Annotated in this window: 19 protein-coding genes; 10 read left to right on the top strand and 9 right to left on the bottom strand. The window is 69.3% G+C overall.

The window, feature by feature from the left end:
- Window positions 1–103 precede the first annotated feature (103 nt).
- The 3 genes from trpB (at window position 104) to ABFG95_RS02700 (ending at window position 4,703) form a co-directional block, all read left to right on the top strand.
- Window positions 104–1,312, top strand: coding sequence for a tryptophan synthase subunit beta (gene trpB / locus ABFG95_RS02710; RefSeq protein ID WP_049073240.1), 1,209 nt, complete (start codon window positions 104–106; stop codon window positions 1,310–1,312).
- Entirely contained in the window at window positions 1,309–2,100 is a 792-nt protein-coding gene (trpA, locus tag ABFG95_RS02705; protein WP_263901080.1) for a tryptophan synthase subunit alpha, read from the top strand. The genes trpB and trpA overlap by 4 nt, the downstream gene beginning before the upstream one ends.
- 122 nt (window positions 2,101–2,222) lie before the next feature.
- Window positions 2,223–4,703 (top strand): DNA internalization-related competence protein ComEC/Rec2, encoded by a 2,481-nt coding sequence (locus tag ABFG95_RS02700; RefSeq protein WP_348995426.1) that lies wholly within the window; start codon window positions 2,223–2,225, stop codon window positions 4,701–4,703.
- Between the two features lie 144 nt (window positions 4,704–4,847).
- Here the strand turns inward: ABFG95_RS02700 and ABFG95_RS02695 are convergent, their stop codons facing one another.
- Entirely contained in the window at window positions 4,848–6,158 is a 1,311-nt protein-coding gene (locus ABFG95_RS02695; RefSeq protein ID WP_348995425.1) for an ArgE/DapE family deacylase, read from the bottom strand.
- Between the two features lie 29 nt (window positions 6,159–6,187).
- Complete coding sequence (locus ABFG95_RS02690; protein ID WP_068951314.1) at window positions 6,188–7,513, bottom strand: MFS transporter; 1,326 nt, start codon at window positions 7,511–7,513, stop codon at window positions 6,188–6,190.
- A gap of 133 nt (window positions 7,514–7,646) precedes the next feature.
- On the opposite strand from ABFG95_RS02690, the gene ABFG95_RS02685 reads away from it, so the two are divergent.
- Window positions 7,647–8,624, top strand: coding sequence for a LysR family transcriptional regulator (locus ABFG95_RS02685; protein ID WP_049073244.1), 978 nt, complete (start codon window positions 7,647–7,649; stop codon window positions 8,622–8,624).
- A 24-nt stretch (window positions 8,625–8,648) separates the two neighbouring features.
- Here ABFG95_RS02685 and ABFG95_RS02680 read toward each other — a convergent pair whose 3' ends face one another.
- The gene (locus tag ABFG95_RS02680; protein ID WP_348995424.1) at window positions 8,649–9,572 is read right to left on the bottom strand and encodes a TonB family protein; all 924 of its coding nucleotides are present in this window, start codon (window positions 9,570–9,572) and stop codon (window positions 8,649–8,651) included.
- Between the two features lie 109 nt (window positions 9,573–9,681).
- On the bottom strand, window positions 9,682–10,569 hold the full coding sequence (locus ABFG95_RS02675; RefSeq protein ID WP_348995423.1) for a LysR family transcriptional regulator: 888 nt from the start codon (window positions 10,567–10,569) through the stop codon (window positions 9,682–9,684).
- 130 nt (window positions 10,570–10,699) lie between these two features.
- Between ABFG95_RS02675 and ABFG95_RS02670 the strand changes: the two genes are divergently transcribed.
- Window positions 10,700–12,343 (top strand): GMC family oxidoreductase N-terminal domain-containing protein, encoded by a 1,644-nt coding sequence (locus tag ABFG95_RS02670; RefSeq protein ID WP_348995422.1) that lies wholly within the window; start codon window positions 10,700–10,702, stop codon window positions 12,341–12,343.
- 141 nt (window positions 12,344–12,484) lie between these two features.
- Here ABFG95_RS02670 and cfa read toward each other — a convergent pair whose 3' ends face one another.
- Window positions 12,485–13,663 carry a cyclopropane fatty acyl phospholipid synthase gene (gene cfa, locus ABFG95_RS02665; protein WP_049073248.1) on the bottom strand — a complete coding sequence of 393 codons (1,179 nt, stop codon included), beginning with the start codon at window positions 13,661–13,663 and terminating at the stop codon, window positions 12,485–12,487.
- Window positions 13,664–13,795: 132 nt separating this feature from the next.
- Window positions 13,796–14,350 (bottom strand): hypothetical protein, encoded by a 555-nt coding sequence (locus ABFG95_RS02660; RefSeq protein WP_336726646.1) that lies wholly within the window; start codon window positions 14,348–14,350, stop codon window positions 13,796–13,798.
- A 232-nt stretch (window positions 14,351–14,582) separates the two neighbouring features.
- Here ABFG95_RS02660 and ABFG95_RS02655 point away from each other — a divergent pair, with 232 nt between their 5' ends.
- The 4 genes from ABFG95_RS02655 (at window position 14,583) to greB (ending at window position 17,721) form a co-directional block, all read left to right on the top strand.
- Entirely contained in the window at window positions 14,583–15,131 is a 549-nt protein-coding gene (locus tag ABFG95_RS02655; RefSeq protein ID WP_049073250.1) for an AAA family ATPase, read from the top strand.
- 57 nt (window positions 15,132–15,188) lie between these two features.
- Window positions 15,189–16,124: an alpha/beta hydrolase gene (locus tag ABFG95_RS02650; RefSeq protein WP_348995421.1), complete on the top strand. Its 936-nt coding sequence runs from the start codon at window positions 15,189–15,191 to the stop codon at window positions 16,122–16,124.
- A 110-nt stretch (window positions 16,125–16,234) separates the two neighbouring features.
- Window positions 16,235–17,080, top strand: coding sequence for a 3',5'-nucleoside bisphosphate phosphatase (locus tag ABFG95_RS02645; RefSeq protein ID WP_049073252.1), 846 nt, complete (start codon window positions 16,235–16,237; stop codon window positions 17,078–17,080).
- Window positions 17,081–17,169: 89 nt separating this feature from the next.
- Complete coding sequence (gene greB, locus ABFG95_RS02640; RefSeq protein ID WP_049073253.1) at window positions 17,170–17,721, top strand: transcription elongation factor GreB; 552 nt, start codon at window positions 17,170–17,172, stop codon at window positions 17,719–17,721.
- Window positions 17,722–17,949: 228 nt separating this feature from the next.
- Here greB and ABFG95_RS02635 read toward each other — a convergent pair whose 3' ends face one another.
- The 3 genes from ABFG95_RS02635 to ABFG95_RS02625 all read right to left on the bottom strand — a co-directional run bounded on the left by ABFG95_RS02635 (window position 17,950) and on the right by ABFG95_RS02625 (window position 20,901).
- The gene (locus ABFG95_RS02635; protein ID WP_049073254.1) at window positions 17,950–18,981 is read right to left on the bottom strand and encodes a DctP family TRAP transporter solute-binding subunit; all 1,032 of its coding nucleotides are present in this window, start codon (window positions 18,979–18,981) and stop codon (window positions 17,950–17,952) included.
- Between the two features lie 73 nt (window positions 18,982–19,054).
- Entirely contained in the window at window positions 19,055–20,353 is a 1,299-nt protein-coding gene (locus ABFG95_RS02630) for a TRAP transporter large permease (protein ID WP_054502214.1), read from the bottom strand.
- Complete coding sequence (locus ABFG95_RS02625; RefSeq protein ID WP_049073256.1) at window positions 20,350–20,901, bottom strand: TRAP transporter small permease; 552 nt, start codon at window positions 20,899–20,901, stop codon at window positions 20,350–20,352. Before ABFG95_RS02625 ends, ABFG95_RS02630 begins: the two co-directional genes overlap by 4 nt.
- Window positions 20,902–21,268: 367 nt before the next feature.
- Between ABFG95_RS02625 and purL the strand changes: the two genes are divergently transcribed.
- Window positions 21,269–25,318: a phosphoribosylformylglycinamidine synthase gene (purL, locus tag ABFG95_RS02620; RefSeq protein ID WP_238909085.1), complete on the top strand. Its 4,050-nt coding sequence runs from the start codon at window positions 21,269–21,271 to the stop codon at window positions 25,316–25,318.
- Window positions 25,319–25,358 lie beyond the last annotated feature (40 nt).

The following is a 25,358-nucleotide window of genomic DNA, read 5'->3' as shown; positions in this document are numbered from 1 at the left end:
TATGGATATTAGAAAATCTGATAGCCGTGCGCAAGAAATCTATGATTTATTCCGCGAATTTCCCTGGATACCATGGTGCCCATGTTTCCCAAGGGCTGAAGCCATGTCTTTTACCTCACATCCAGAATTTCCCGACGCGGCGGGCCAGTTCGGCGGCTACGGCGGCCGCTACATGCCCGAGACGCTGGCCCCGGCGCTGGACGCGCTGGAGCAGACCTTTCGCGCCGCGCGGGAAGACCCCGGCTTCTGGGCCGAGTACCGCGCCATGCTGGCCGACTATGTGGGTCGTCCCAGCCCGCTGCTGTACGCGGGGGCGATCAGCGACGAGCTGGGCGGCGCCCGCCTGTTCCTCAAGCGCGAGGACCTGAACCACACCGGCGCCCACAAGATCAACAATTGCCTGGGACAGGCGCTGCTGGCCCGGCGCATGGGCAGGCGCCGCATCATCGCCGAGACCGGCGCGGGGCAGCATGGGGTGGCCACGGCCACGGTGTGCGCGTTGTACGGCCTGGAATGCGTGGTCTACATGGGCGCCGTCGATGTGGCGCGGCAATCCTCCAACGTGGCGCGCATGAAGATGCTGGGCGCCGAGGTGCGTCCGGTGCGCGACGGCAGCGCCACCTTGAAGGACGCGATGAACGCCGCCATCCGCGACTGGATCGCGCATCCCGACGACACCTATTACCTGCTGGGCACCGGCGCCGGTCCGCATCCCTATCCCTGGCTGGTGCGTGAATTGCAGAAGGTGATCGGCGAGGAAACCCGGGCGCAGATCATCGAGAAAACGGGGCGGTTGCCGGACGCGATGGTGGCCTGCGTGGGCGGGGGTTCCAACGCCATCGGTTTTTTCCATCCCTTCCTGAACGACGCCGGGGTGCGGCTGTTCGGGGTCGAGGCCGGCGGCCGCGGCACCGGTACCGCCGAGCATGCGGCCAGCATCGGCGAGGGGGCGCCTGGCGTCCTGCATGGCTGCCGCAGCTATTTCCTGCAGGATGCGGATGGCCAGATCCGCAACGCGCACTCGATCTCGGCGGGCCTGGACTACCCGGGCGTCGGACCGGAGCACGCGCTGTTGCACGATACCGGGCGCGTGGTCTACGAGTCGATCACCGACGCCGAGGCGGTCGACGCATTCGTCTGGCTGACGCGGCGGCAGGGCATCATTCCCGCGCTGGAAAGCGCGCATGCCCTGGCCTATGCGCGCAAGCTCGCGCCGCGCATGGCGCGCGATCAGGCGCTGGTGGTGTGCCTGAGCGGACGCGGCGACAAGGACATGGATTCGGTGCTGCAATTCACGGGGGAAGCGCGATGAACCGGCTTGAACGAACCCTGGCCGACCTGCGCGCCGCCGGCAGGGCGGGCCTGGCGGCCTATTTCACGGCGGGCGATCCCAGCTACGACGATTGCCTGGCCCTGCTGCGGGGCTTGCCGGCGGCGGGCGCGGACGTGATCGAACTGGGCATGCCGTTCAGCGATCCGATCGCCGATGGCCCGGTGCTGCAACGGGCCAACGCGCGCGCGCTGAAGGCGGGGCAGACGCTGCGGCGCACGCTCGAGCTGGTCGCCGCCTTCCGCGAGGAAGACGAGCGGACACCGGTCGTGCTGATGGGCTATCTGAACCCATTGATGCGCTACGAAGCGGCCAGCTTCATGGCCGACGCGGCCTGGGCCGGCGTCGATGGCCTGATCGTGGTGGACCTGTCGCCCGAGCACGCGGCCGGCATCGAACGGCTGGCGCGGCGCCACGGCATCGCCATCATCAGGATGACCGCGCCGACCACGCCGGACGAACGCCTGGAGCGGGTACTGGCCGGCGCCAGCGGCTTCGTGTACCACGTCATGCTGGCGGGGACGACGGGCGCCGCGCTGCCCGCCGATGGCGCGATCGCGCAAGCGCTGGCGCGCGTCAGGGCCTGCACGCCATTGCCCATCGCGGCCGGTTTCGGCGTGCGCACCGCGGAGCAGGCGCGGGCGGTGGGCCGCCATGCGGATCTGGTGGCCGTGGGCACGCGTCTGGTCGAGACCCTGGCGGCGGGCGGGATCGGCGCGGCGCTGGCGGAAGTGCGGTTGCTGGCCAGCGCGGCGCGGCAAGCGCGTTGAATCATCCGGGCGCCGGCTGTCGCGGGTGACGGCGAGGCGCCGTTCGCGCTTGCGGTTTGCCGAGGTGGACAAGCGCGTTCACTGACGCATCCGCCGCGCGTGGCCCGACCCTATGCTGGTCCGTGTTGCAGGAGACGGACATCAAAGGGCGCATATTCTGCCTGGCCGTGGTGGCAGGCGCGGGGGCGGTGCAGGGCTTGGCGGTCTTGCCGGGCGTGGGGTTCTACATAGGGGCGGGCGCGGCCTGCGCGCTGGTGCCGCTGGCCGCGCGCCGCTGGCCGGGGCGCCTGGCCGGGGTGATGGCGCCCTTGCTGCTGGGCCTGTTGGTCGGCGCGCTCGATGCCGCGTGGCAGGCGCAGCGGCGCCTGGATGACGCGCTGGCCGACCTGCACCAGAATGCCGTGGCGCGGCTGGCGCTGCGCGTCGTGGAACTGCCCGATGACGACGCGCGCGGGGTGCGCTTCACCGCCGAGCAGGTGGAGCCGGCGCAGCCGGGAATTCCCCGACGCATTCTGGTCTCGTGGCTGGCCCCGCAAGGCGCGGCGGCGGGCGGGCCGCAAAGCCTGCCCGCGCGGGGAACGCCGGGCGCGCCGCGCGTGATTCCCGGGCAGATATGGCGCATGGCGCTGGTGCTGCGCCGGCCGCACGCGCCGCTCAACCCGGACGCCCCGGATGGCGAGGCGCGCCTGTTCGCGCGCGGCCTGCGGGCCACCGGCACGGTGCGCGGGCAACCCCGTCTGCTGGACGACCGGCCATGGGCGTCGGCCGGCATTGCCATCGAACGGGCACGCCACCGGGTGCGCGAGGGCATGCGGCGCGCGCTGGATGGCCACCGTTACGCGCCGGTGCTGGTCGCCCTGGCGATCGGCGACCAGGCGGGCGTGGCGCGCGAAGACTGGGTCGTTTTCAATCGCGCCGGCATCACCCATCTGGTGTCGATCAGCGGCATGCACGTGACCTCGATCGCCGGACTGGCGGCCTGGCTGCTGGCGGCCTGGTGGCGGCGCGCCCGCTGGCGCGGCATGGGCCTGGCCGAGTTCGTGCCGGCCCGCGTCGCGGGCGGCGCCGCGGCGGCCGTGGCGGGGTTGGCGTATTGCCTGCTGGCGGGTTGGGGCGTGCCGTCGCGGCGCACCTTCTTCATGTTGCTGCTGGCGCTGGCGGCCCTGGGGTCGCGCTTGCGGGTCTCGGCGGGAAGGGTGCTGGCGTTCGCGGCGGCGGCAGTGGTGCTGCTCGATCCCTGGGCACCGCTGGCGGCGGGTTTCTGGCTGTCGTTCGGCGCCGTGGCGATCCTGTTGCGCGTGGCGCAGGCGCCGCGCGACGCGCAGGCCGGCTGGCGCCAGCGCTGGGCCGCGGCCTTGGCGCAGGCCGCGCGCCTGCAACTGACCGTGACGCTGGGGCTGACGCCGCTGCTGGCGTTCCTGGTGCACCAGGTGTCTCTGGGGTCGCCATTGGCCAACGCCGTGGCGATTCCCGCGGTGACCTTCCTGGTCACGCCCCTGGCGCTGCTGTGCGCGCTGTTGTCAGTGACGCCGGGCATGGCGGCGGTGGCGGCGCTGGCCGGCCAGGCGGGGGCGGGCGTGTTCGGCGCGGCCATGGTGGTGGTGGCGCGCGTGGCCCACGCCGATTGGGCCAGTTTCACGGTGGCGGCGGCGCCGTGGCCGTGGCTGGCGTGGGCGGTCGCGGGCATGGCTTGGGCCTTGCAGGCGCCGGGTTGGCCGCTGCGCCGGCTGGGGTGGCTGTGCATGCTGCCACTGCTGTGCTGGCGGCCGGAGCGGCCCGAGCCGGGATACTGGCGCATGAGCGCGATGGATATCGGCCAGGGCAGCGCGATCCTGGTGGAAACCGCCAGCCAGTCGCTGTTGTTCGACGCGGGCCCGCGTCATTTCGGCGGGGGCGACGCGGGCGAGCGCGTGATCGGGCCGCAGTTGCTGGCGCGCGGCATCGGGCGGCTCGACGTGCTGGTGCTGTCGCACGCGGACCTGGATCATGTGGGCGGCACCCGCTCGGTGCTGGCGGCGGCGCCGGTGGCGCGCAGCTATGCGTCGTTCGATCTGGCGGCGTGGCTGCGACGCGACGCCCGCTTGTGGCCGGCCGGCGTGCGCGATGTGCCGCCGGCCCTTATGCTGCGTTGCGAACGCGGCGATGGCTGGCGCATCGACGGCGTCACCTTCACGTTCCTGCATCCGGCGGCGGGCGCCGCCGATCCGGGCGGCGACCGCAATGCCAGCAGCTGTGTGCTGCGGGTGGAAGGGGCAGCCCATTCGCTGTTGCTGACCGGCGACATCGGCGTGGCGCAGGAGCGCGAGCTGGCCGCGCTGGGCCTGCCTCCGACCGACATCGTGCTGGCGCCGCATCACGGATCGGGCGGGTCCTCGGGCCGCGAGCTGGTGATGGCCTCGCGGGCAGGCCATGCGATTGCGCAATGCGGCTACCTGAACCGCTTCGGCCATCCCGCGCCGGCGGTGCAGCGACGCTGGCTGCGCGCCGGCGCCCGCTTCTGGCGCAGCGATCGCGACGGCGCGGTGTTGGCCGAGTCGCGCGCGGACGGGCTGCGGGTGTGGGCCCAGCGCGAGCGCCAGCAGCGCTATTGGCACGGCCGCTGAATGGCGCCGGCGAGGCCGTCGCTAGGACAGGCAGGCCGCGGCGCGTCGTCGGGCGTCCCGCGCGCCCGATGCGTCCAAGGCCTGCCGGCGCCTCCGGCCACGCGACCCCGCGGTTGCGCCGGTCGCTCGGGTTCCGCAAGCGCCTCAGACAGCCGCTTCGTTCACGCCGCACCACTGCGCGATGAACAGCGCGATGGTCTTCGTGATCAGGCGCAGCGACTCCAGGTGCACGCGTTCGTCGAATCCATGGATATCGAGTGACTTCGGGCCGTACACCAGCGTCGGCATGTCGCCGTAGATCACGAACACGCGGGCATCCAGGTAGCCGGGCGTGGTGAAGCTCTGCAGGTCGCTTCTGAAAGCCTGTTGATGGCAGGCGCGCAAGGTGTTCTCGGCGGCGCTGCCTTCTTCCAGCACGTAGCCTTCGGCGTAGAAGCCGGTGTAGGTGACTTGCGGCGGCGTGCCGCCCAGGCGCGGATCCGCGACCGCGTCGCGCAGGCAGGCGTCTATCTGGGCGCGGGCCTCGTCTGCGGTGGTGCCGGGATAGATCGCTGCGCGCACATCGAACTCGCACCAGGGCGGCACCGTCGATGGCCAGTCGCCGCCTTCGATCTTGCCGATGTTGAAGTTGATCGGATGATCCAGGTGCTCGAAATGGCGGTGGCAGTGATGTTCGGCGTTCCACTTGGCCTCGATGCGGCGCAACGCTTCGATGGCGGCGTAGGCGGCATCGATGGCATTGAAGCCGTTGGCCATTTCGCGGGTGTGGGTGGGATGGCCCTGTACGCGGACCTTGAACCACAGCACGCCCACATTGGCGCGCACCAGCATGTTCTCCTCGGGTTCCGGAATGATCACGGCATCGGCGCGGTAGCCGCGCAGCAGCGCCGCCAGGGCACCATTGCCGGTGCATTCCTCTTCGACCACCGACTGGAAATAAATGGGGGCGCCGGGCGCGTAGCCGGCCGCGCGCACGGCATCGTAGGCATACAGGTTGGCGGCCAGTCCGGCCTTCATGTCGGCCGCGCCGCGGCCGTACATCCAGCCGTCGATGATGGCCGGGTCCCAGGGCGAGCGGCTCCACATGCCGACCGGTCCGGTCGGCACCACGTCGATGTGTCCGTTCAGGATGAGCGAACGACCTGTCTGCCGCTCGGGACGATAGGTGCCTACGACGTTGAAGGCGTTTTCGTACGACACGGTCACCGGACCGAAGCCGGGATGCGATTCGATGTCGCGGACGTCGATTTTCCAGCGGTCCATGGCAAAGCCGCGCCCGCGCATCGCCTCGAACAGAAAGTCCTGCGCGGTGTGTTCCTGTTCGCGCAGCGAGGGAAACCGCACCAGTTCCTGGGTGAAGGCGAGCTGCGCATCGAATTGCGCGTCGACCGCCTGCAGGATGCGGCGGGTCTGCTCCTCGGAAAGCGCCGGCGGGGTGGAGGTGTCTTGCGTCATCGTGTTTCCTTGAGTGGTCGAATGCGGAATCAAGCGGCCGGCGCGTGCGCGGCGCGCGGCGTGTCCAGTGCCAGGCGGCGCTTGTGCCCCGCCAGTGCCCAGATGGAGACCAGCGTGATGGCCGACAGCGTCGAATAGAAGATCGCCAGCGGCAGCCATTGGCCGGGATAGTGATAGGTGAGCCAAGTGCCAATCAGCGGCGTCATGCCGCCGGCGACCGCGCCGCACAGCTGGTACGACAGCGAAATGCCGGAATAGCGCACGTGCACCGGGAACGCCGCGCTGATGTAGCCGGCCATGGCCGAGTAGATCGCGGCCATGAAGACCAGCACGATGGCGATGCCGGCAACGATGCTGTAGGCCGTGCCTTGCGTGACCAGCATGAACATGGGGTAGGGCGCCAGCACCGAGCAGACCGCCGCGGTGATGAGCACGCGGGTCGGGCCCAGGATGTCGGCCAGCCAGGCCGCCAGCGGTTGCACGAAGAACTGGATGATGGCGACCACGAACAGGCAGTCCAGGATCAGCTTGCGGTCCAGGCCCATCGTCTGGGTGGTGTACGACAGCATGAAGGTGTTGGTGAAGTAGATGCCGCCGATCGCCACGGTGCACACGCCCATGCACAGCAGCACGGTGCGCCAGGCCGTGCGCAGCACTTCCTTGGCCGGGATCTCGGCGCGTTCCTGGCGTTCCAGCACTTGGGCGAAGTCAGGCGATTCGTTGACGCCGATGCGGATGAAGTAGCCGACCAGCAGCAATACCGCGCTGATCAGGAATGGCACGCGCCAGCCCCAGCTGACGAAGTCGGCCTCGTCCAGCGCGGTCAGCAGGCGGAAGGCCAGTAGCGACAGGATCAGGCCGGCCGGGCTGCCCAGTTGCGCGAACGAGGCCGCGAAGGTGCGGCGCCGTTGCGAGGCATGTTCACCCGCCATCAGCACGGCGCCGCCCCATTCACCGCCGACCGCCAGGCCTTGCGCCAGGCGCAGCAACAGCAACAGGGCGGGGGCCCACAAGCCGGCGCTGGCGTAGCTGGGCAGCAGGCCGATGCCGACCGTGGCCAGGCCCATGATGACCAGAGTTGCCATCAGCGCCTTCTTGCGGCCGACCCGGTCGCCCAGGTGGCCGAAGACGACGCCGCCAAGCGGACGCGCCAGGAAGCCGGCCGCGAAGGTGCCGAAAGACGCCATGGTGCTGACGAACGGGTCGGCGGTGGGGAAGAACACCTTGCCGAACACCAGCGCGGCGGCGGTGGCGTAGATGTAGAAGTCATACCACTCGATGGTGGTGCCGACGAAGGCGGCGGTCGCGGCGCGCACGGGCTGGCGCGCCGCCGAAGAAGGGGCGGAAGCGGTCATGGTTTTCCTCTTGGGTGTTGTCGTTGTTCGAAGGCGTGTTTATCGCTCCCGCCTCGATATAACGTCAATTTATGATTTTTAATTTTTCACTTAAGTAAAATTGATGTTCTGGCAATCTCAGCGCAGGGCGCCGATGAAGAACACCCACCCCGACCTCCGCGGCGGCGACCGCCTGGACTGGAATCTGTTGCGTACCTTCCTGGTGATCGTGCGGGAGCGCAGCATCAGCGGCGCGGCCGCCAAGCTGCACCTGACGCAGTCGGCCGTCAGCCAGGCGCTCAAGCGGTTGGAGGAACAACTGGACCGGCGCCTGGTGGAACGGCACAACCAGGCCTTCACCGTTACCAACGCCGGCGAGGAAGTGTGCCGCGCGGCCGAGGCTATCTACGGCAACGTGGCGCAGTTGCTGACCGATGTGTCGCAGACGGAGGTCGAGGCGACCGGCCGTATCCACTTGCTGGTGGCCAGCCGCATTCATTCGCAGGTCTATGACAACTTCTGGGCGCGGTTCCACCAGGCCTATCCGCGCATCGAGGTGCAGATGGACGTGCTGCCCAGCAGCGAGATCGTCACGCTGATGCAGCAGCGGGCGGCCACGGCGGGCATTGCGTTGTGCCGGCAGATGCCCAAGCGCCTGGACAACAAGGTATTCCTGCAGCAGCGCTATGCGCTGTTCTGCGGCCGCAACCATGCGCTGTTCGGACGGCAGGACCTGCGCATCGAAGATCTGATGGGCGAGAACTTCGTGTCCTTCGCCAGCGATGCGCTGGGCGACAGCCTGTCGCCGTTGACGATTTTTCGCGACCAGCGCGGCTTTTCAGGGCGGGTGGTGGCAACGTCGACGCAGCATGACGAGGTCAAGCGCCTGCTCATCGCGGGTTTCGGCATCGGTTGCCTGCCGGAGCACAGCGTGCGGCGCGATCTGGCCGAGGGCCGGCTGTGGCGCCTGCCGCCCGGCGAAGGCGTGTGCTCGGTGGACCTGCACCTGCTGTGGCATCGCGATGCGCCACGCAGCCCCGCCGAAACCGCCTTCCTGACGCACTTTCGCGACTACATCGATGGGTTCACCATGGCAGAGCGGCTGGCGTCCGATAACGTGCCGCCACGTTGATGCGCGCGGCCGACGGGCGGCGTGTCAGCGCGGCGCCAGCGCCATGCCGTCGCGCACCTGCCTGAACAGCGTCAGGGCGGCCGGCATGGCGTCGCGCTGCGTGGCGCAGGCCATGCGGATCCGGCCCTGCGGCAACGGCAGCTCGGCGTAGTACTCCAGCGTGTCGGCGTGGCCGGGGCCGGCGCCGGGCGCGACCACGTAGTCGATGCCCTGGCGGCCGGCCAGCAGGTAGTGGTCGTACAGCTCGATGCTCGCGCGGCGCTGGCGTTGCCGGCGTTCGGCGGCCTTGACCTGCGCCTGCCAGGTTGGCGCGGCGGGCGCCTTGGCGCCCCGTTCCATGGGGGGCGCGGCCAGGAAGCCGACGCGGCACAGGTATTTGGCGTCTTGCGCCCGGGGCGGGAAGCCGTCGGGGCCGGCGATTTCGATCAAGGCGTCGAAGCGCCCGCGTGCCGGCGCGGGGCCGGCACGCAAGGGCGACGGCACGGTGACGGCCAGGCCGGTGGCGGCGTCGGCGTAGCGGCGCGGCACGATGTCGGCGGGCGGGCCCCGGTCATCGCTGCGGCCGCCGGCCGGTTCGTCTTGCTCCTGCTGGAATCGCAGCGGCAGGCTCAGCGTGGTCTTTTCGCCGGTCATGTCGGCGGGAAAGGCGGGCAGCGGTCCGGCGCGCCTGACCATCCGGGTGGCGGCAAGGTCGACCGCGTCGTCGCCAGAGGAGCGATCGACGCGGATATCGGCGATGCTGCCGTCGCGCAGCACGATGATCTTCAGCGACAAGCTGATCGGGCCATCCAGCCGCCGGGCTTCGGGCGGAAAGATGAAGGTGCTGATCATGCGCCGCTGCACGGCCTGGCTCCACTCGGCCTGGTTGGCGGGCGCGGCCGCGAACACGGGCGACGCGGCGCACGCCAAGGTGAGGGCCAGGCTACAGGCAAGCACGCGCCAACGCATACGCGGGTCTCCGGTCAGGGGCGGCGCCGGCGGGGCCGGCAGGATGTGACAGCGAGCATACCCGAGTGGCGCGCCTGGCGCGGACGAGGCCGGCGCGCATCCGGCCGGCCTAGGCAAACGCGGCCCGCACCGCATCGAATGCCGCCATCACCAGCGGTTCCTCGCGTCGCGCCGCCAGCGTAATGAAGGCCAGTTCGGCCTGGATCGCGAGGCCCGGCGCCAGCGCCAGGCCATGGGCCTGCGATTCGCGCAGCGCGATCGAGTCGCGGGCCAAGGTCAGGCCGACGCCGGAACGCACCAGGTCCAGCATCGAGGCTTCCTGGTCCACTTCGGCAACCGTGTTGGGCGTGACATCCAGCTCGGCGAATTTCGCGGCGAGCAGGCGGTGGTGGACCGAGTCGGGCGGCGTCCAGATCCAGGGCAGGGCGGCGATGTCGTGCCAGCCTCGGCCGGCCAGCTGCGGCCCCCAGCCCTTGGGCGCCACCACGTAGTAGGAGAAGTCGGCCAGCGGCAGGGCGTGCAGCGCCGGCTGGCCACGGGCGGCATCGCGCGGACCGAGGAAGAAGCCGACGTCCAGTTCGCCCGCGCGCACCTGGCGGCCGACCGAGCCGGACATGCCGTGGCGCAGGGTGGGACGGATCTTGGGATAGTGCTGCACCAGGTATTGCAGCGTGGCCCCCAGCCGCAGGAATTCCGGATCCAGGATGGTGCCCAGGCGCAGTTCGCCCTGCACCGTGGTGCGCAGCGCGCCGATGGCGCGCTCGAAATCCCCCAGCGCGTCCAGCACGCGCTGGGCCGACGGCAGCAGCGCGCGGCCATCGGCGTTGGGCGCCAGGCCCTGGGCGGTGCGGGTGAACAGCGGCAGGTCCAGGGCCTCCTGGAAGCTCTTGAGCTGCAGGCTGAGCGCGGGCTGCGTCAGGTGCAGGTGTTCGGCCGCGCGCGTCAGGTTGCCGACGCGCGCCACGGCGGCGAAGGTGCGGATGTGCTTGAGGTCCATGGCTCCGGTCCCGTCAGGGCGATACCCATTATTAAAGAGTCTTATAAAGCGCTTTTCAACAATTCATTGGACAGGGGCGGCCGGCTGCGCGACAGTGGCACAGCCCTTGAGACTCAAAAGAAGAAGCGCAATGGAGACATACGACTACATCATCGTGGGCGCGGGGTCGGCCGGCTGCGTGCTGGCCAACCGCCTGAGCCGCGATCCGGCGGCGCGCGTGCTGCTGCTGGAGGCGGGCGGACGCGACAACTATCACTGGATCCACATCCCGGTCGGCTACCTGTATTGCATCGGCAATCCCCGCACCGACTGGATGTACCGCACCGGCGCCGAGCCGGGGCTGGGCGGGCGGTCGCTGATCTATCCGCGCGGCCGGGTGCTGGGCGGCTGCTCGTCGATCAACGGCATGATCTACATGCGCGGGCAGCGCCAGGATTACGACGACTGGGCCGAGATCGCCGGCGATCCGTCATGGCGCTGGGACGAGGTGCTGCCGGTGTTCAAGCGCAGCGAAGACCATTATCGTGGCGGCGACGAATTCCACGGCGTCGGCGGCGAGTGGCGGGTCGAGGCGCAGCGGCTGCGCTGGGATATCCTCGACGCCTTCGCCGACGCGGCGGAGCAGGAGGGCATTCCCCGCGTGGCGGACTTCAACCGGGGCGACAACTTCGGGGTCGGCTATTTCGATGTGAACCAGCGCCGCGGCTGGCGCTGGAATACCGCCAAGGCGTTCCTGCGGCCGGTGCGCGAGCGGCCCAATCTGCGGGTGATGACGGGCGCGCACGCCGAACGGCTGCTGTTCGAGGGCACGCGCTGCGTCGGCGTGCAGTTGCGCCGCGAGGGGCAGTCCGTCGGCGTCCGCGCGGCGCGCGAGGTGGTGCTGGCGGCGGGCGCCGTCAATACGCCGCAACTGCTGGAACTGTCGGGAATCGGCGAGCCGGCGCGGCTGCGCGAAAGCGGCATTGCACTGCATCACGCCTTGCCCGGCGTGGGCGAGAACCTGCAGGACCACCTGCAACTGCGCGTCATCCTGAAGGTGCGCGGCGTGAAGACGCTGAACCGCATCGCCTCGACCTGGTGGGGCAAGGCCGGCATCGGCCTGGAATACCTGCTGAACCGCAGCGGGCCGATGAGCATGGCGCCGTCGCAGTTGGGGGCGTTCGCCAAGTCGGACCCGGGCCAGGCGCGCGCCAACCTGGAATTCCACGTGCAGCCTTTGTCGCTGGGCGCCTTTGGCGAGCCGCTGCATGGCTTCGATGCCTTCACGGCCAGCGTCTGCAATCTGCGGCCGGTGTCGCGCGGCAGCGTGCATGCGCAGGGCGCGGACGGTTCGCTGCCGCCGGTGATCACGCCGAACTACCTGAAGGAAGAACAGGACCTGAAGGTGGCGGCCGACGCCATCCGGCTGGTGCGGCGCATCAGCGCGGCGCCGGCCTTGCAGCGCTACCAGCCGGAGGAATGGCTGCCGGGCCCGGCCTGCCAGAGCGAGGCCGAGCTGCGCGAGGCGGCCGGCAAGATCGGCACCACCATCTTCCATCCCGTCGGCACCTGCGCCATGGGCCGCCGCCCCGACGACGGCGCGGTGGTGGACGCGCGCCTGCGCGTGCATGGCCTGCAAGGCTTGCGCGTAGCCGACGCGTCGATCATGCCGACGATCACCTCGGGCAACACCAATTCGCCCACCATCATGATCGCGGAGCGGGCGGCGCAGATGATTCTGGAGGACGCGGTGCGCGTCGGCGCCGAGGCGCGGGCGGCCGAACTGGTGGCGTGACGCGGAGCGGGACGCGCCCGGGGCGATCCGGGCGTGGCGTGTTGGAGGCGGGGGGCGGCCAGGCCCGACATTTCCCGTCTGGGGCCCGGGCGGCGCCTGCCAGAGGGAGCGGGTCCCCGGAAGGCGCTCCCCGAGTCCGCCTCAGCGCAGCGACCGGTACATCTCCTGGCGCTGCGGATGCGTCAGGATCACCTGCCACAGTTGCCCCTCGCGCGAGCGGAAGAAGCCGGCGCAACACATCAGGTAGTACTGCCACATGCGGTAGAAGCGCGTGCCGTAGCGTTCCTGCAGCCGCGGCCAGGCGCGCTGGAAGTTGTCCCACCAGGCCATCAGCGTGCGGTCGTAGTCGGCGCCGAAGTTGTGCCAGTCCTCGATGATGAAGCGGCCTTCGACCGCGGTGCTGATCTCGCGCGCCGAGGGCAGCTTGCCGTTGGGGAAGACGTAGCGGTCGATCCAGGGATCGGTGCTCTGGCTGGTCGAGGCGATGCCGATGGTGTGCAGCAAAAAGATGCCGCCGGGCGCCATCAGGCGTTGCACATTGCTGAAGTAGGTGTCGTAGTTCTTGGGGCCGACGTGCTCGAACATGCCGACCGACACCACCTTGTCGAAGCTGCCCTGCAGGTCGCGGTAGTCCTGCAGCAGCAGTTCCACCGGCAGGCCGCGCACGCGCTCCTGGGCCAGCGCCAATTGCTCCTTGGAGACGGTGATGCCGGTGACCTTGACGCCATAGCGTTCGGCCGCGAACTTGGCCAGCCCGCCCCAGCCGCAGCCAATGTCCAGCAGCGTCTCGCCGGGCTTGAGCTGCAGCTTGCGGCAGATCATGTCGAGCTTGGCTTCCTGCGCGGCTTCCAGCGTGTCGGCCTGTTCCCAGAAGGCGCAGGAATAGATCATGCGGCTGTCGAGCATGGCCTCGAAGACGTCGTTGCCGGCGTCGTAGTGCTGCTCGCCGACTTCGAAGGCGCGGCTTCGGGATTGCAGGTTGAACAGCTTGTGGCGCAGGTGTTCGGCGATCAGCTTGACGCGCGCCAGGCCCAGCGCGGCCGAACCCATGTCGGCGCGCAGCAGGCGGGTGAAGAGTTCGTCGAGCTGCTCGCAGTCCCACTCGCCGTCCATGTAGGACTCGCCCAGCCCCAGCGACCAGCTGGCGAAGACGCGCTCGTACATGTGCTTGTCATGGACCTGGATGTCCCAGGGGCGCGAGCCGTTGATCCGGACATCCGCCCGCGCCAGCACGTCCTGCAGGACCTTGGGCGGTTCGGGCGGCGGGGCGGCCTCCGGGCGGGAGTGGGTTAGCGGAGTAGTCGGACTGCTTTGGTGCATAGTGGCTCCATATCAATTCTGGACTGACTGATCTGGCAATGCTCGAAGCGCATAACTCTCGCCCGGACCGGCGCGTGGAATCCAATTTAATGATTGAATCGGGCCGATAGGCAATCTAATTTCAGCGGGCCGTCAGCGCCGGGCTACCTCGGCCACTGAACCGGGACCCGCCAATCTTAACCAACGTATGCTGCTGCGCAAGGCCCATGCGCATCCTGCCACCAACAGGCCGGTGGCGACGATAAAGACCATGGAAGCAATGGTGTCGTTGATGTCGAACGAATAATCGTAACGATGACCTGACCAATAACCCAACAGGCTGTACAGCAGCACCGCGGCCAGCAGTAGCAGCCAGGGTGTGCGCGGCAGCCGTTCCAGCCCGGGCCGCAGGCCGGTGAAGAGGCGGATGCTGCGCCGCAGCCACCATAGCGCGGCGAGCGCCGGCAGGGCCAGCGCGTAGCGGGAAATCAGGACCACTCCGAAGATGTCGCCGTCGGCGGCCAGCGCCAGCAGCCACGGCGGCAGCAGCGCCAGCGCCAGCAGCCAGGCCAGCACCAGTTGCAGTCGGCTACCGCGGCCGGCGCGCCAGCCGGCCACCAGGCCGACCACCAGCACGCCGAACAGGGCGGCGATGAAGAGCAGGGCGGCGGCAACGTAGCCGCCGTTGAGCATGTAGCCACCGGGCATGATGTTTGGAGTTCCTGGAACGTCGCGGCATTCAAAGGCGCCTGGCTCGCGGCGGCAATGCGCCGCCAGGCCAGGCGCCATTCTAGTGCGGCGGCGGGCCCGCGCGCCCGCATGGCGAATGCGTCGCTGCGCGCCGGCGCCACGCGATCGCCGCTACACTGGTTGCCAGGCCCGTGCCTGCCGCCGGCGGATCCGCGATCCGCCCTGTCGCATCCGTTTCAAGGGGAGTCGCATGGCTGCGCGCATACATCTTTTCGGCGCGTCCGGCTGTGGCGCCACCACGCTGGGCGCCGCGTTGGGCGAACGCCTCGGCGTGCCGCATCTGGAGGCCGATGACTACTACTGGCTGCCGACCGATCCGCCGTTCACCCACAAGTATCCCAAAGAGGAGCGTTGGCGCCGCATCCGCGAACGGCTGCAAGGGCACGACGATTGGGTGCTCAGCGGCGGCTCGGTGTATCACTGGGGCGAGGGCCTGATTCCCGCGTTCACGCTGGTGGTGTTCCTGCGGCTGCCGGCGGCCGAGCGCATGGCGCGGCTGCGGCGGCGCGAGGTTGAACGCTACGGCGCGGCGCTGGAAAACGATCCCGCGGTGCGTGAGAAGAGCCGCCTTTTCCTGGAGTGGGCCGCCGGTTACGACACGGGCGCCGAGGGCACGCGCACGTTGGCGCAGCACCGGGAATGGATCCGCCAGCTGCATTGCCCGGTGCTGACGCTGGACACGCGCGCCAGCGTGGACGACCTGGCGGACCAGGTGCTGGCCGCGCTGCGCTTCCGATAAGATACCGACCATGCGCGGCGCCGCCGTGGCGGCGCGCCGGTCTGATGGAGCACAACGATGCTGGATGCGAGCCTGGAACCCCGTTTGGAATTCGTCACCTGTGCCAGCCCGGCGGGCCTGCACCGCATGGCGTATTGGGAGTGGGGCGATCCGGCCAATGACCAGGTGCTGGTCTGCGTCCACGGCCTGACGCGCAGCGGCCGCGATTTCGACACGCTGGCGCGGCGCCTGGCCGATCGATACCGGGTGGTGTGCCCGGACGTGGTCGGCCGCGGCCGTTCCGATTGGCTGGTCAATCCGGCCTTCTACACCGTGCCGCAGTACGTGTCCGACATGACGACCCTGGTGGCCCGGCTGCGTCCCGCCACGCTGGCGTGGGTCGGCACCTCCATGGGCGGGCTGATCGGCCTGGGGCTGGCCGGCGCCGCCGCGTTCGCGCGGGCGATGCTGCCGCTGCGCCCGCATGCCGGCATGCTGCCGCCGCAGGAGGGCATCCGGCTGTCGAAGCTGGTGCTCAACGACGTCGGCCCTCGCCTGGAGACCGGCGCGCTGGCCCGCATCGGCCAGTACGTGGGCGAGCCCGGCGCCTTCGCCTCGTTTGCCGAGGCGGTGGCGGCCATGCGTGCCAATTCCGAGACCTTCGGCCCGCACACGGACGCGCAGTGGGACCACCTGGCGCGTTTTGTCTATCCCGAGCAGGGCGGCCAATGGGTCAAGCACTACGACCTGGCGCTGGCGCAGCCGATGGCGCTGCAGACCGGCGAGGAACTGGCCGCCGGCGAGCAGATCCTGTGGCGCTCGTATGAGGCGGTCGACTGCCCGATCCTGATTGTGCGCGGCGAGCATTCCGATCTGCTGACCCGCGCTACCGTCGAGGAAATGCGCCAGCGCAATCCGCGCGCCCAGGTCCACGAGGTGCGGGGCGTCGGCCACGCGCCGACGCTGATGGCCGACGACCAGGTGACGGCGGTGGCGGATTTCCTGTTGGCGTGACGGCCGCCGCGGCGCTTCAGTTGTTCCGCAACGGCCGCGGCCATCATATTGGGGACGCCGCTGGCCGGCGCCGCTACCCAGGGGGGCGGGGCTTCTCTACAATAGGCTTCATGAACACGCCCGTCCTCAACATCGATTTGCATTGCCATTCCACCGTGTCCGATGGCGCCCTGGCGCCGCGCGACGTGGCGCAGCGCGCGCACGCCAATGGCGTCGATGTCTGGGCCCTGACGGACCACGATGAAGTCGGCGGCCTGGCCGAAGCGGCCGCCATGGCCGGCGAACTCGGCATGCGCTTTGCCACCGGCGTGGAGATCTCGGTGACCTGGGCCGGCCTGACGGTGCACATCGTCGGCCTGCGTTTCGATCCGTCCAACGCGGCGCTGGTCGAGGGGTTGCGCAAGACGCGCTCGGGCCGCGCGGAGCGGGCCCGCCGCATCGGCGAGCGCCTGGCCGACATGGGCATGCCCGGCGCCTACGAAGGCGCGCTGCCGTTCGCCGGCAATCCGGAACTGATCAGCCGCACGCACTTCGCGCGCTATCTGGTCGAAGCCGGCTACTGTCCCGACGTGCAGACCGTCTTCACCAAGCACCTGGGCGATGACCGTCCCGGCCATGTGCCCATGCAATGGGCCACGCTGGCCGAGGCCGTCGGCTGGATCCGCGGCGCCGGCGGCATGGCCGTCATCGCGCATCCGGGGCGCTACAAGTACACGCCGCTGCAGTTCGCCGCGCTGTTCGACGAATTCCTGCAACTGGGGGGCGTGGGCATCGAAGTCACGACCGGCAGCCACACCGTTGAAGAGGCGCGCCAGTATGCCGAGGTGGCGCGCCGCTATGGTTTCCTGGCCTCGCGCGGGTCGGACTTCCACAGCCCCAAGGAAAGCCGCATGGACCTGGGCCGGCTGCCCCCGCTGCCGCCGGACCTGAAGCCGGTCTGGCACGACTGGTTCTAGCGCGGGCGGCGCGTCGCCGCCCGGCTCCTGGCATGGCGTGTCCATGCCGCCCTTGAATTGACTGATCGCGCGTCGACCGCGCCGCCGCCATGAACAAAGCATTTGTCAAAGAATCCGACAACGAGGACGACGATGACCTGCCGCAAGCCCAGGCATTGCCGGCCGGCACCAAGAACTACATGACGCCGGAAGGCTACGAGCGCCTGCGCGGCGAGCTGACGCACCTGATGAACGTGGAGCGGCCGGCGGTGGTGCAGGTGGTGTCGTGGGCCGCATCCAACGGCGACCGTTCCGAGAACGGCGACTATCTCTACGGCAAGAAGCGCCTGCGCGAAATCGATCGCCGCATGCGCTTCCTGACCAAGCGCCTGGACATCGCCGAGGTGGTCGACCCGGCCGCCCAGCCGAACCGCGACCAGGTCTTCTTCGGCGCCACGGTGCTGTATTCGGACAAGGCCGGCGAGGAACATACCGTCACCATCGTCGGCGTGGACGAGGCCGAGCCGCTGGCCGGCAAGATCAGCTGGATTTCGCCGGTGGCGCGGGCGCTGATCAAGGCGCGGGAGGGCGACACGGTGGTGCTGCGCACGCCGGGCGGGATCGAGGAACTGGACATCCTGGAAGTGCGTTACCCGGGGTAGCGCGATGCCGCGCGGCGGCGTTGCGGCGCCCGCCGCCAGGCGATGAGCGGGAAGGCGCCGAAGCGCGATCCCACGGGCCGGAACGAACTCTCCAAAAGGCGACGGGCGCCGGCTTGTGGCCGGCGCCCGTCTTTGGTGGGCGGGATCTGACGTCCCTGCCTCGGTTGGCGGCTTGCGCCGCCGTTCCCCTGGGGCTTGCTGCTTGTTCGGTATCGTGTCCTGGCCGGATTACTTCTTGCGCGCCGCGATGGACTTCTCGGCCAGGTTGACCAGGTCCTCGCCGATCTGCTTCTTCCACTTGTCGTAGACGGGCTGGGTGACCTTGGCGAAGGCGTCATGCTCGGCCTGGCTGAGCGAGGTCACGGTGACGCCATGGCCCTCGATCTCCTTGAGCAAGGACGGATCTTCCGGCGTGACGCCCTTGCGCGCGATCACGATCTGTTGCTTGCCGGCGTCCAGCGCGGCCTGGCGCACGATGTCGCGGTCCTTCTCCGACCACGAATTCCACACCTCGCGGTTGACCACGAAGATCAGCGGATCGGCCACGTAGTTCCACAGCGTCAGGTACTTCTGGCCGACGGTGTAGAGCTTGGAGCCGGTGTAGATCGACAGCGGGTTCTCCTGGCCGTCGACCGCGCCGCTGGCCAGCGCCGGCTGGGCGTCGGCCCAGCTCATCTGGGTCGGGTTGGCGCCCAGCGCGGTGAACGTGTCGATGTACAGCGGCGAGCCGACCACGCGCAGTTTCATGCCCTTCATGTCCTCGGGCCGCTTGATCTCGCGCTTGGAGTTGCTGAGCTGGCGGTAGCCGTTCTCGCCCCAGGCCAGCGGCACCACGCCGGCCTTCTCGATCAGCTTGAACATCTCCTTGCCCACGTCGCCCTGCACCAGCGCGTCGATGGCGGCGTAGTCCGGCATCAGGAAGGGCAGCGAGAACAGGTTCAGTTGCTTGATCTGCGGCGACCAGTTGATGGTCGAGCCGACGGCCATGTCGATCACGCCCTGGCGGATGGCGGTGAATTCGCGGGTCTGGTCGCCCTGCACCAGCGAGGTGCCGGGGTAGACCTTGATGTTGATGCGGCCCTGCGTGCGCTCGCGCACCAGGTTGGACCAGATCTCGGCGCCCTGGCCCCACGGGAAAGTGGTGCCGACGACGATGGAGAGCTTGTATTCGGGCTTGTAGTTCTGCGCCTGCGCGGCGGCGGGCAGGCCAACCACGGCGGCGGCGCACAGGGTGGCGCCGATCAGCTTGCGGAAATTCATGTTGCGTCTCCTCTCTTTGCGGGTCTGTCTGTTGTTGTCATGAATGCATGCCGGACGAGCCGGTCCGGGTCCCTCAATAGCCCAGCTTGTGCGGCAGCCACAGCGCCAGCTGCGGGAACACCAGCACCGCCACCAGCACCAGGAACATCGCGCCCAGCAGCCACACCACCCAGCGCACGGTCGATTCCATCGGCACGCGCGCGATGCGGCACGACACCATCAGGTTGACCGCCAGCGGCGGGGTGAACTGGCCCAGCGCGACCTTCAGCGTCAGGATCACGCCGAACCACACCGGATCCCAGTTGTAGGCCTTGGCGATCGGCATCAGGAGCGGCACGAAGATCAGGAAGATGGAGATGCCGTCCAGGAACATGCCGACGGTCATCAGCAGCAGGATCAGCAGCGCCAGCACGCCCCATTCGCCCAGCCCGGAATTGACGATGGCGTGGGTGATCGGGTCGATCACGCTGAGCGTGGACAGGGCCCAGGCGAAGATGCCGGCCAGCGTCACCACCAGCATGATCACGGCCGACAGCTCGGCGGCCTCGCGCAGGATCACGTACAGGTCGCGCAGCTTGATGGTGCGGTGGATGCACATGCCCACGAACAGGCCGTAGAACACCGCCACCACGGCCGCCTCGGTGGGCGTGAACCAGCCCATGCGCATGCCGCCCAAAATCAGCACCGGCGCGGCCAGGCCCCATGAGGCCTCGCGCAGGCTCTTCCAGAACGGCGGACGCGGCAGGTGCGCTTCCAGCATGCCCATCTTGTGCTTGCGCGACAGCCACACGGCCGGCACGATCAGCGCCAGGCCGGCCAGGATGCCCGGCACCATGCCGGCGGCGAACAGCGCCGGCACCGAGGCTTCGGGCACCAGCACCGAATAGATGATGAAGGCCACCGACGGCGGAATCAGGATGTCGGTGGCCGCGCCCGCCGCCACCACCGAGGCAGAGAACGAGCCCGGGTAGCCGGCGCGCGACATGGCCGCGATCATCACCGCGCCCACCGCGGCGGCGCAGGCCGGGCCGGAGCCGGAGATGCCGCCCAGGAACATGGCCACGGCGATCGATACCAGCGGCAGCATGCCCGGGCCGCGCCCGACGATGGCGATGGCGAAATCCACCAGCCGCTTGGCCACGCCGGAGCGGTCGAAGATGGAGCCGACCAGCACGAACATGGGAATCGCCAGCAGCGGGTACTTGGCCAGCCCGGCGTAGAAATTCTGCGGCACGGTCAGCAGGCCATACCAGGGCGTGTCCAGGTTGGACAGCACGATGGCCACGGTGCCGCCGATGCCCAGCGCCACGCCGACCGGCACGCCGATCAGCATCAGCGCGATGAAGACCGCGAACAGGATGCCGGCGATCATGCCTGGCCTCCGTCGGCCTTGGGCAGCGGCGCCTTCCACAGGCGCCGCAGCGTGCCCAGCGTGCGCAGCGAGATGGCGGCGGCCATCACCGGCAGCCAGATCGAATACCACCAGGTCGGCACGCCGATGGCGGGCGAGGTTTCCTCGTAGATGAATTCATCGGACACCAGCTTGACCGACAGCACCGTCAGCAGCACGAAGAACGCCAGCACGCAGAAGTTGGCGATCAGCGCCATGATGCGCTGGCGCCGCGGCGAGCCGTTGTCGGCCAGGATCTCGATGCGGATGTGGTGGTTGCGCACGAAGGCCACGCTGCCGCCGGCCATGGTCAGCACGATCAGCAGGAACACCGAGATCTCTTCGGTCCAGGCGAACGACTGGTCGGTGAAGTAGCGCACCAGCACGTTCAGGAAGGTGATGAGGGCCAGCGCCGCCAGCAGGATCACGGCCAGCCAGTCCTCGATCGCCAGCGGCACTTTCACGGCGGGGTCTGTTTCGGCGGGGATGATCGGTTCGACAGGCTCGGCGGGGGCTTCGGGGCGTGACATGTGAGGCGACGGCCAGCGCGGCGGGGCGCTTTCTTGGTATGGGGTCGCTGCATCCTACCGTCGGGGCAAGGGCAGGGGTGTTCGTGTTTTCCCGCGCTGCGGTATGGGTGCAACATGGTGCGTCGCAATAGGCGGGCCGCGCCGGCAGGGCGGCGATGCGCCATAACCCGCGATGGCGACAGGGGTTTGCCCGTCATATTGCTGTGCAGCAGGTCGGACGTTACGTCGCGGAATTCTTTTGTAACAATGGCCAAAGCCGGACGAATTCGGGCCGGATCGGGACAGGGCCGTGCTTCCGTCCGGGAAAACCCGCCAAGCGGGGTAAAATCCTGCTTTTGCTTCCCTCCTTATATACGGCGCCCGCATCGTGTCCCTTGTTCAGCATCTGCCTGGTTCCTCCGTCCTGTCCTCCTTTCGTCGTGACCGCCTGCTGGCGCAACTGAAGGAAGCCGGCCTGCCGGTGGCCGACATTTCCGCCCGCTACGAGCACTTCGTCAGCACCGACGCCGCCCTGACGGCCGAGCAGCAGCAGCACCTGGCCCAATTGCTGGACTACGGCACCCCCGCCACCGGCGAGGCGCCGGCCAAGAGCCTTGCGCTGCTGGTGATCCCGCGCCTGGGCACGATCTCGCCGTGGGCCAGCAAGGCTACCGACATCGCCCACAACTGTGGCCTGTCGGCCGTGCACCGCATCGAACGCGGCGTGCGCTACGTCATCACGCCCGAACGCGGCCTGCTGGGCAGCAAGACGTTCGACGCCGACATGCTGGCGCGCGCGGCCGACTGCCTGCACGACCGCATGACCGAAACCGTGGTCGACGCCAGCTTCGACGGCCAGGCGCTGTTCCAGCCGCTGGCCGGCAAGCCGATGCGCACGGTCGACGTGCAGGCGCGCGGCGCCGCCGCCCTGGTCGAGGCCAACAGCACCCTGGGCCTGGCCCTGTCCGATGACGAGATCGAATACCTGGCCAAGTCGTTCAGCGACCTGGGCCGCGATCCCACCGACGTCGAACTGATGATGTTCGCGCAGGCCAACAGCGAACACTGCCGCCACAAGATCTTCAACGCCCAGTGGGTGATCGACGGCCAGGAGCAGCCCAACACGCTGTTCGGCATGATCCGCGCCACCCACAAGGCCCAGCCGGAAGGCACCGTGGTGGCCTACTCGGACAACGCCGCCATCATGGCCGGCGGTCCGGCGCAGCGCTTCCAGGCCGGCGTGCCCGGGGTGACGGGCGAGGGCGTGGATGGCGCCAAGTACATCCGCCGCGACACCACCGTGCACACCCTGATGAAGGTGGAGACGCACAACCACCCGACCGCGATCGCGCCGTTCCCCGGCGCCTCGACCGGCGCGGGCGGCGAAATCCGCGACGAAGGCGCCACGGGCCGCGGCTCCAAGCCCAAGGCCGGCCTGACTGGTTTCACCGTCTCGCACCTGCGCTTCGACGACGCCACGCAGCCCTGGGAAGCCGACCACCACGGCCTGCCGGACCGCATCGCCTCGCCGCTGTCCATCATGATCGACGGCCCCATCGGCGGCGCCGCCTTCAACAACGAATTCGGCCGTCCCAACCTGCTGGGCTATTTCCGTTCGTTCGAGCAGACCGCCGGCGGCACCCGCTGGGGCTACCACAAGCCCATCATGATCGCGGGCGGCCTGGGCAGCATCGACGCCGGCCTGACGCACAAGGACGTGATTCCCCCCGGCGCGCTGCTGATCCAGCTGGGCGGCCCGGGTTTCCGCATCGGCATGGGCGGCGGCGCCGCCTCCAGCATCAGCATGGGCAGCAACTCGGCCGAGCTGGATTTCGACTCGGTCCAGCGCGGCAACCCCGAATTGGAACGCCGCGCCCAGGAGGTCATCGACCGCTGCTGGCAGCAGGCCGAGAACAACCCCATCATCGCCATCCATGACGTTGGCGCGGGCGGCCTGTCCAACGCTTTCCCGGAACTGGTCAACGACGCCGGCCGCGGCGCCATCTTCGATCTGAAGCGCGTGCCGCTGGAAGAATCCGGCCTGTCGCCCGCCGAGATCTGGAGCAATGAATCGCAGGAACGCTACGTCCTGTCGATCCTGCCCAAGGACCTGGAGCGCTTTGACGCCATCGCGCGCCGTGAACGCTGCCCCTACGCGGTGGTCGGCGTGGCCACCGAGGAACGCCAGCTGCGCGTGGTCGACGGCGAGGGCCTGCCCGGCCTGGACACCATCCGTCCGCAGGGCGAGGCCGAGGTGCGTCCGGTCGACGTGCCGATCGACGTCATCCTGGGCAAGCCGCCGCGCATGACGCGCGACGTGCGCCGCCTGCCGGGCGTGTCCGAGCCGCTCGACCTGGCCGGCATCGACCTGACCGAAGCGGCCTACCGCGTGCTGCGCCACCCCACGGTGGCCAACAAGTCGTTCCTCATCACCATTGGCGACCGCACCGTCGGCGGCCTCTCCAGCCGCGACCAGATGGTCGGCCCGTGGCAGGTGCCGGTGGCCGACTGCGCCGTCACCCTGGCTGACTACCAGGGCTTCCGCGGCGAAGCCATGGCCATGGGCGAACGCACGCCCATCGCCATGCTGAACGCGCCGGCCTCCGGCCGCATGGCCGTGGCCGAGGCCCTGACCAACCTGGCCGCCGCCGACGTGGCGCGTCTGGAAGACATCAAGCTGTCCGCCAACTGGATGGCCGCCTGCGGCGTCGACGGCCAGGACGCCGCGCTGTACGACACCGTGTCGGCCGTCAGCGAGCTGTGCCAGGCCGCCGGCCTGTCGATCCCGGTGGGCAAGGACTCGCTGTCCATGAAGACCTCCTGGGAACAGGACGGCGAGCAGCGCCAGGTGGTGGCGCCGGTGTCGCTGATCGTCACGGCCTTCGCGCCGGTCGGCGACGTGCGCGCCAGCCTCACGCCGCAACTGCGCACCGACGCCGGCGACAGCGTGCTGATCCTGATCGACCTGGGCCGCGGCCTGCACCGCATGGGCGGCTCGATCCTGGCGCAGACCTACAACCAGGTCGGCGAAACCGTGCCGGACATCGATTCGCCGGAAGCCCTGCGCGCCTTCTTCGTCACCATCCGCACCCTGGCCGAAGCCGGCACCATCCTGGCCTACCACGACCGCTCCGACGGCGGCCTGTTCGCCACGCTGGTGGAAATGGCCTTCGCCGGCCGCACCGGCATCTCGGTCAACCTGGACATGCTGACCTTCGACCCGCAATCGGCCGATTGGGGCGACTACAAGATCCGTCCGGAACAGGTGGCGGTGCAGCGCGACGAACTGACGCTCAAGGCGCTGTTCGCCGAGGAAGCCGGCGCCGTCATCCAGGTGCCGGCCGCCCAGCGCGACGCCGTCATGCAGGTGCTGCGCGGCGCCGGCCTGTCGGCCCACTCGCACGTCATCGGCGGCCTGAACGGCGGCGACGAGGTCGAGTTCTACCGCGACGGCAAGAAGGTCTGGGGCCAGCCGCGCGCCGACCTCGGCCGCGCCTGGAGCGAAGTCTCCTACCGCATCATGGCGCGCCGCGACAACCCGGCCTGCGCCCAGGCCGAGCTGGACGTCTGGAACGACACGCAGGACCCGGGCATGAGCCCGAACGTGGCCTTCGACCCGCAGGAAGACGTGGCCGCGCCGTTCATCAACAGCGGCAAGCGCCCGCGCGTGGCGATCCTGCGCGAGCAGGGCTGCAACAGCCAGGTGGAAATGGGCTGGGCCTTCGACACCGCCGGCTTTGACGCGGTCGACGTGCACATGACCGACCTGCTGGCGGGCCGTGTCGACCTGGCGCAGGTGCAGGGCCTGGTGGCCGTGGGCGGCTTCAGCTACGGCGACGTGCTGGGCGCCGGCGAGGGCTGGGCCCGCACCATCCGCTTCAACAGCAAGCTGTCGGATCAGTTCGCGGCGTATTTCGCTCGCCCCGACACCTTCGCGCTGGGCGTGTGCAACGGCTGCCAGATGATGGCCGCGCTGGCGCCGATGATCCCGGGCGCCGAGCACTGGCCGCGCTTCACCCGCAACCTGTCCGAGAAGTACGAGGCGCGCCTGTCGATGGTCGAGCTGGCCAAGTCGCCGTCGATCTTCTTTGCCGGCATGGAAGGCGCGCGCATCCCGGTCGCGGTGGCGCACGGCGAAGGCTACGCCGACTTCTCGCAGCAGGGCGACGCCGGCCGTGTGCTGGCGGCGGCGCGCTACATCGACAACCGCGGCAATGCCACCGAGGCCTATCCGTTCAACCCGAACGGCAGCCCGGGCGGCCTGACCTCCGTCACCACCGCCGACGGCCGCTTCACCGTGATGATGCCGCACCCGGAACGCGTGACCCGCAACGTCATGATGTCGTGGGCGCCCGAGAAGTGGGGCAACGCCGACAGCGGCGGCCAGTTCAGTCCCTGGATGCGCATCTTCCGCAACGCGCGCGCCTGGCTGAAATAAGGCAAGACGGCCGCCGCGGCGGCCTGTTGCAGGCAGTGAG

Origin of the sequence: Achromobacter sp. HNDS-1 (assembly GCF_040084795.1) — a bacterium.
GTDB lineage: Bacteria > Pseudomonadota > Gammaproteobacteria > Burkholderiales > Burkholderiaceae_B > Achromobacter > Achromobacter ruhlandii.
This window is presented reverse-complemented; position numbering and strand designations above follow the sequence as displayed.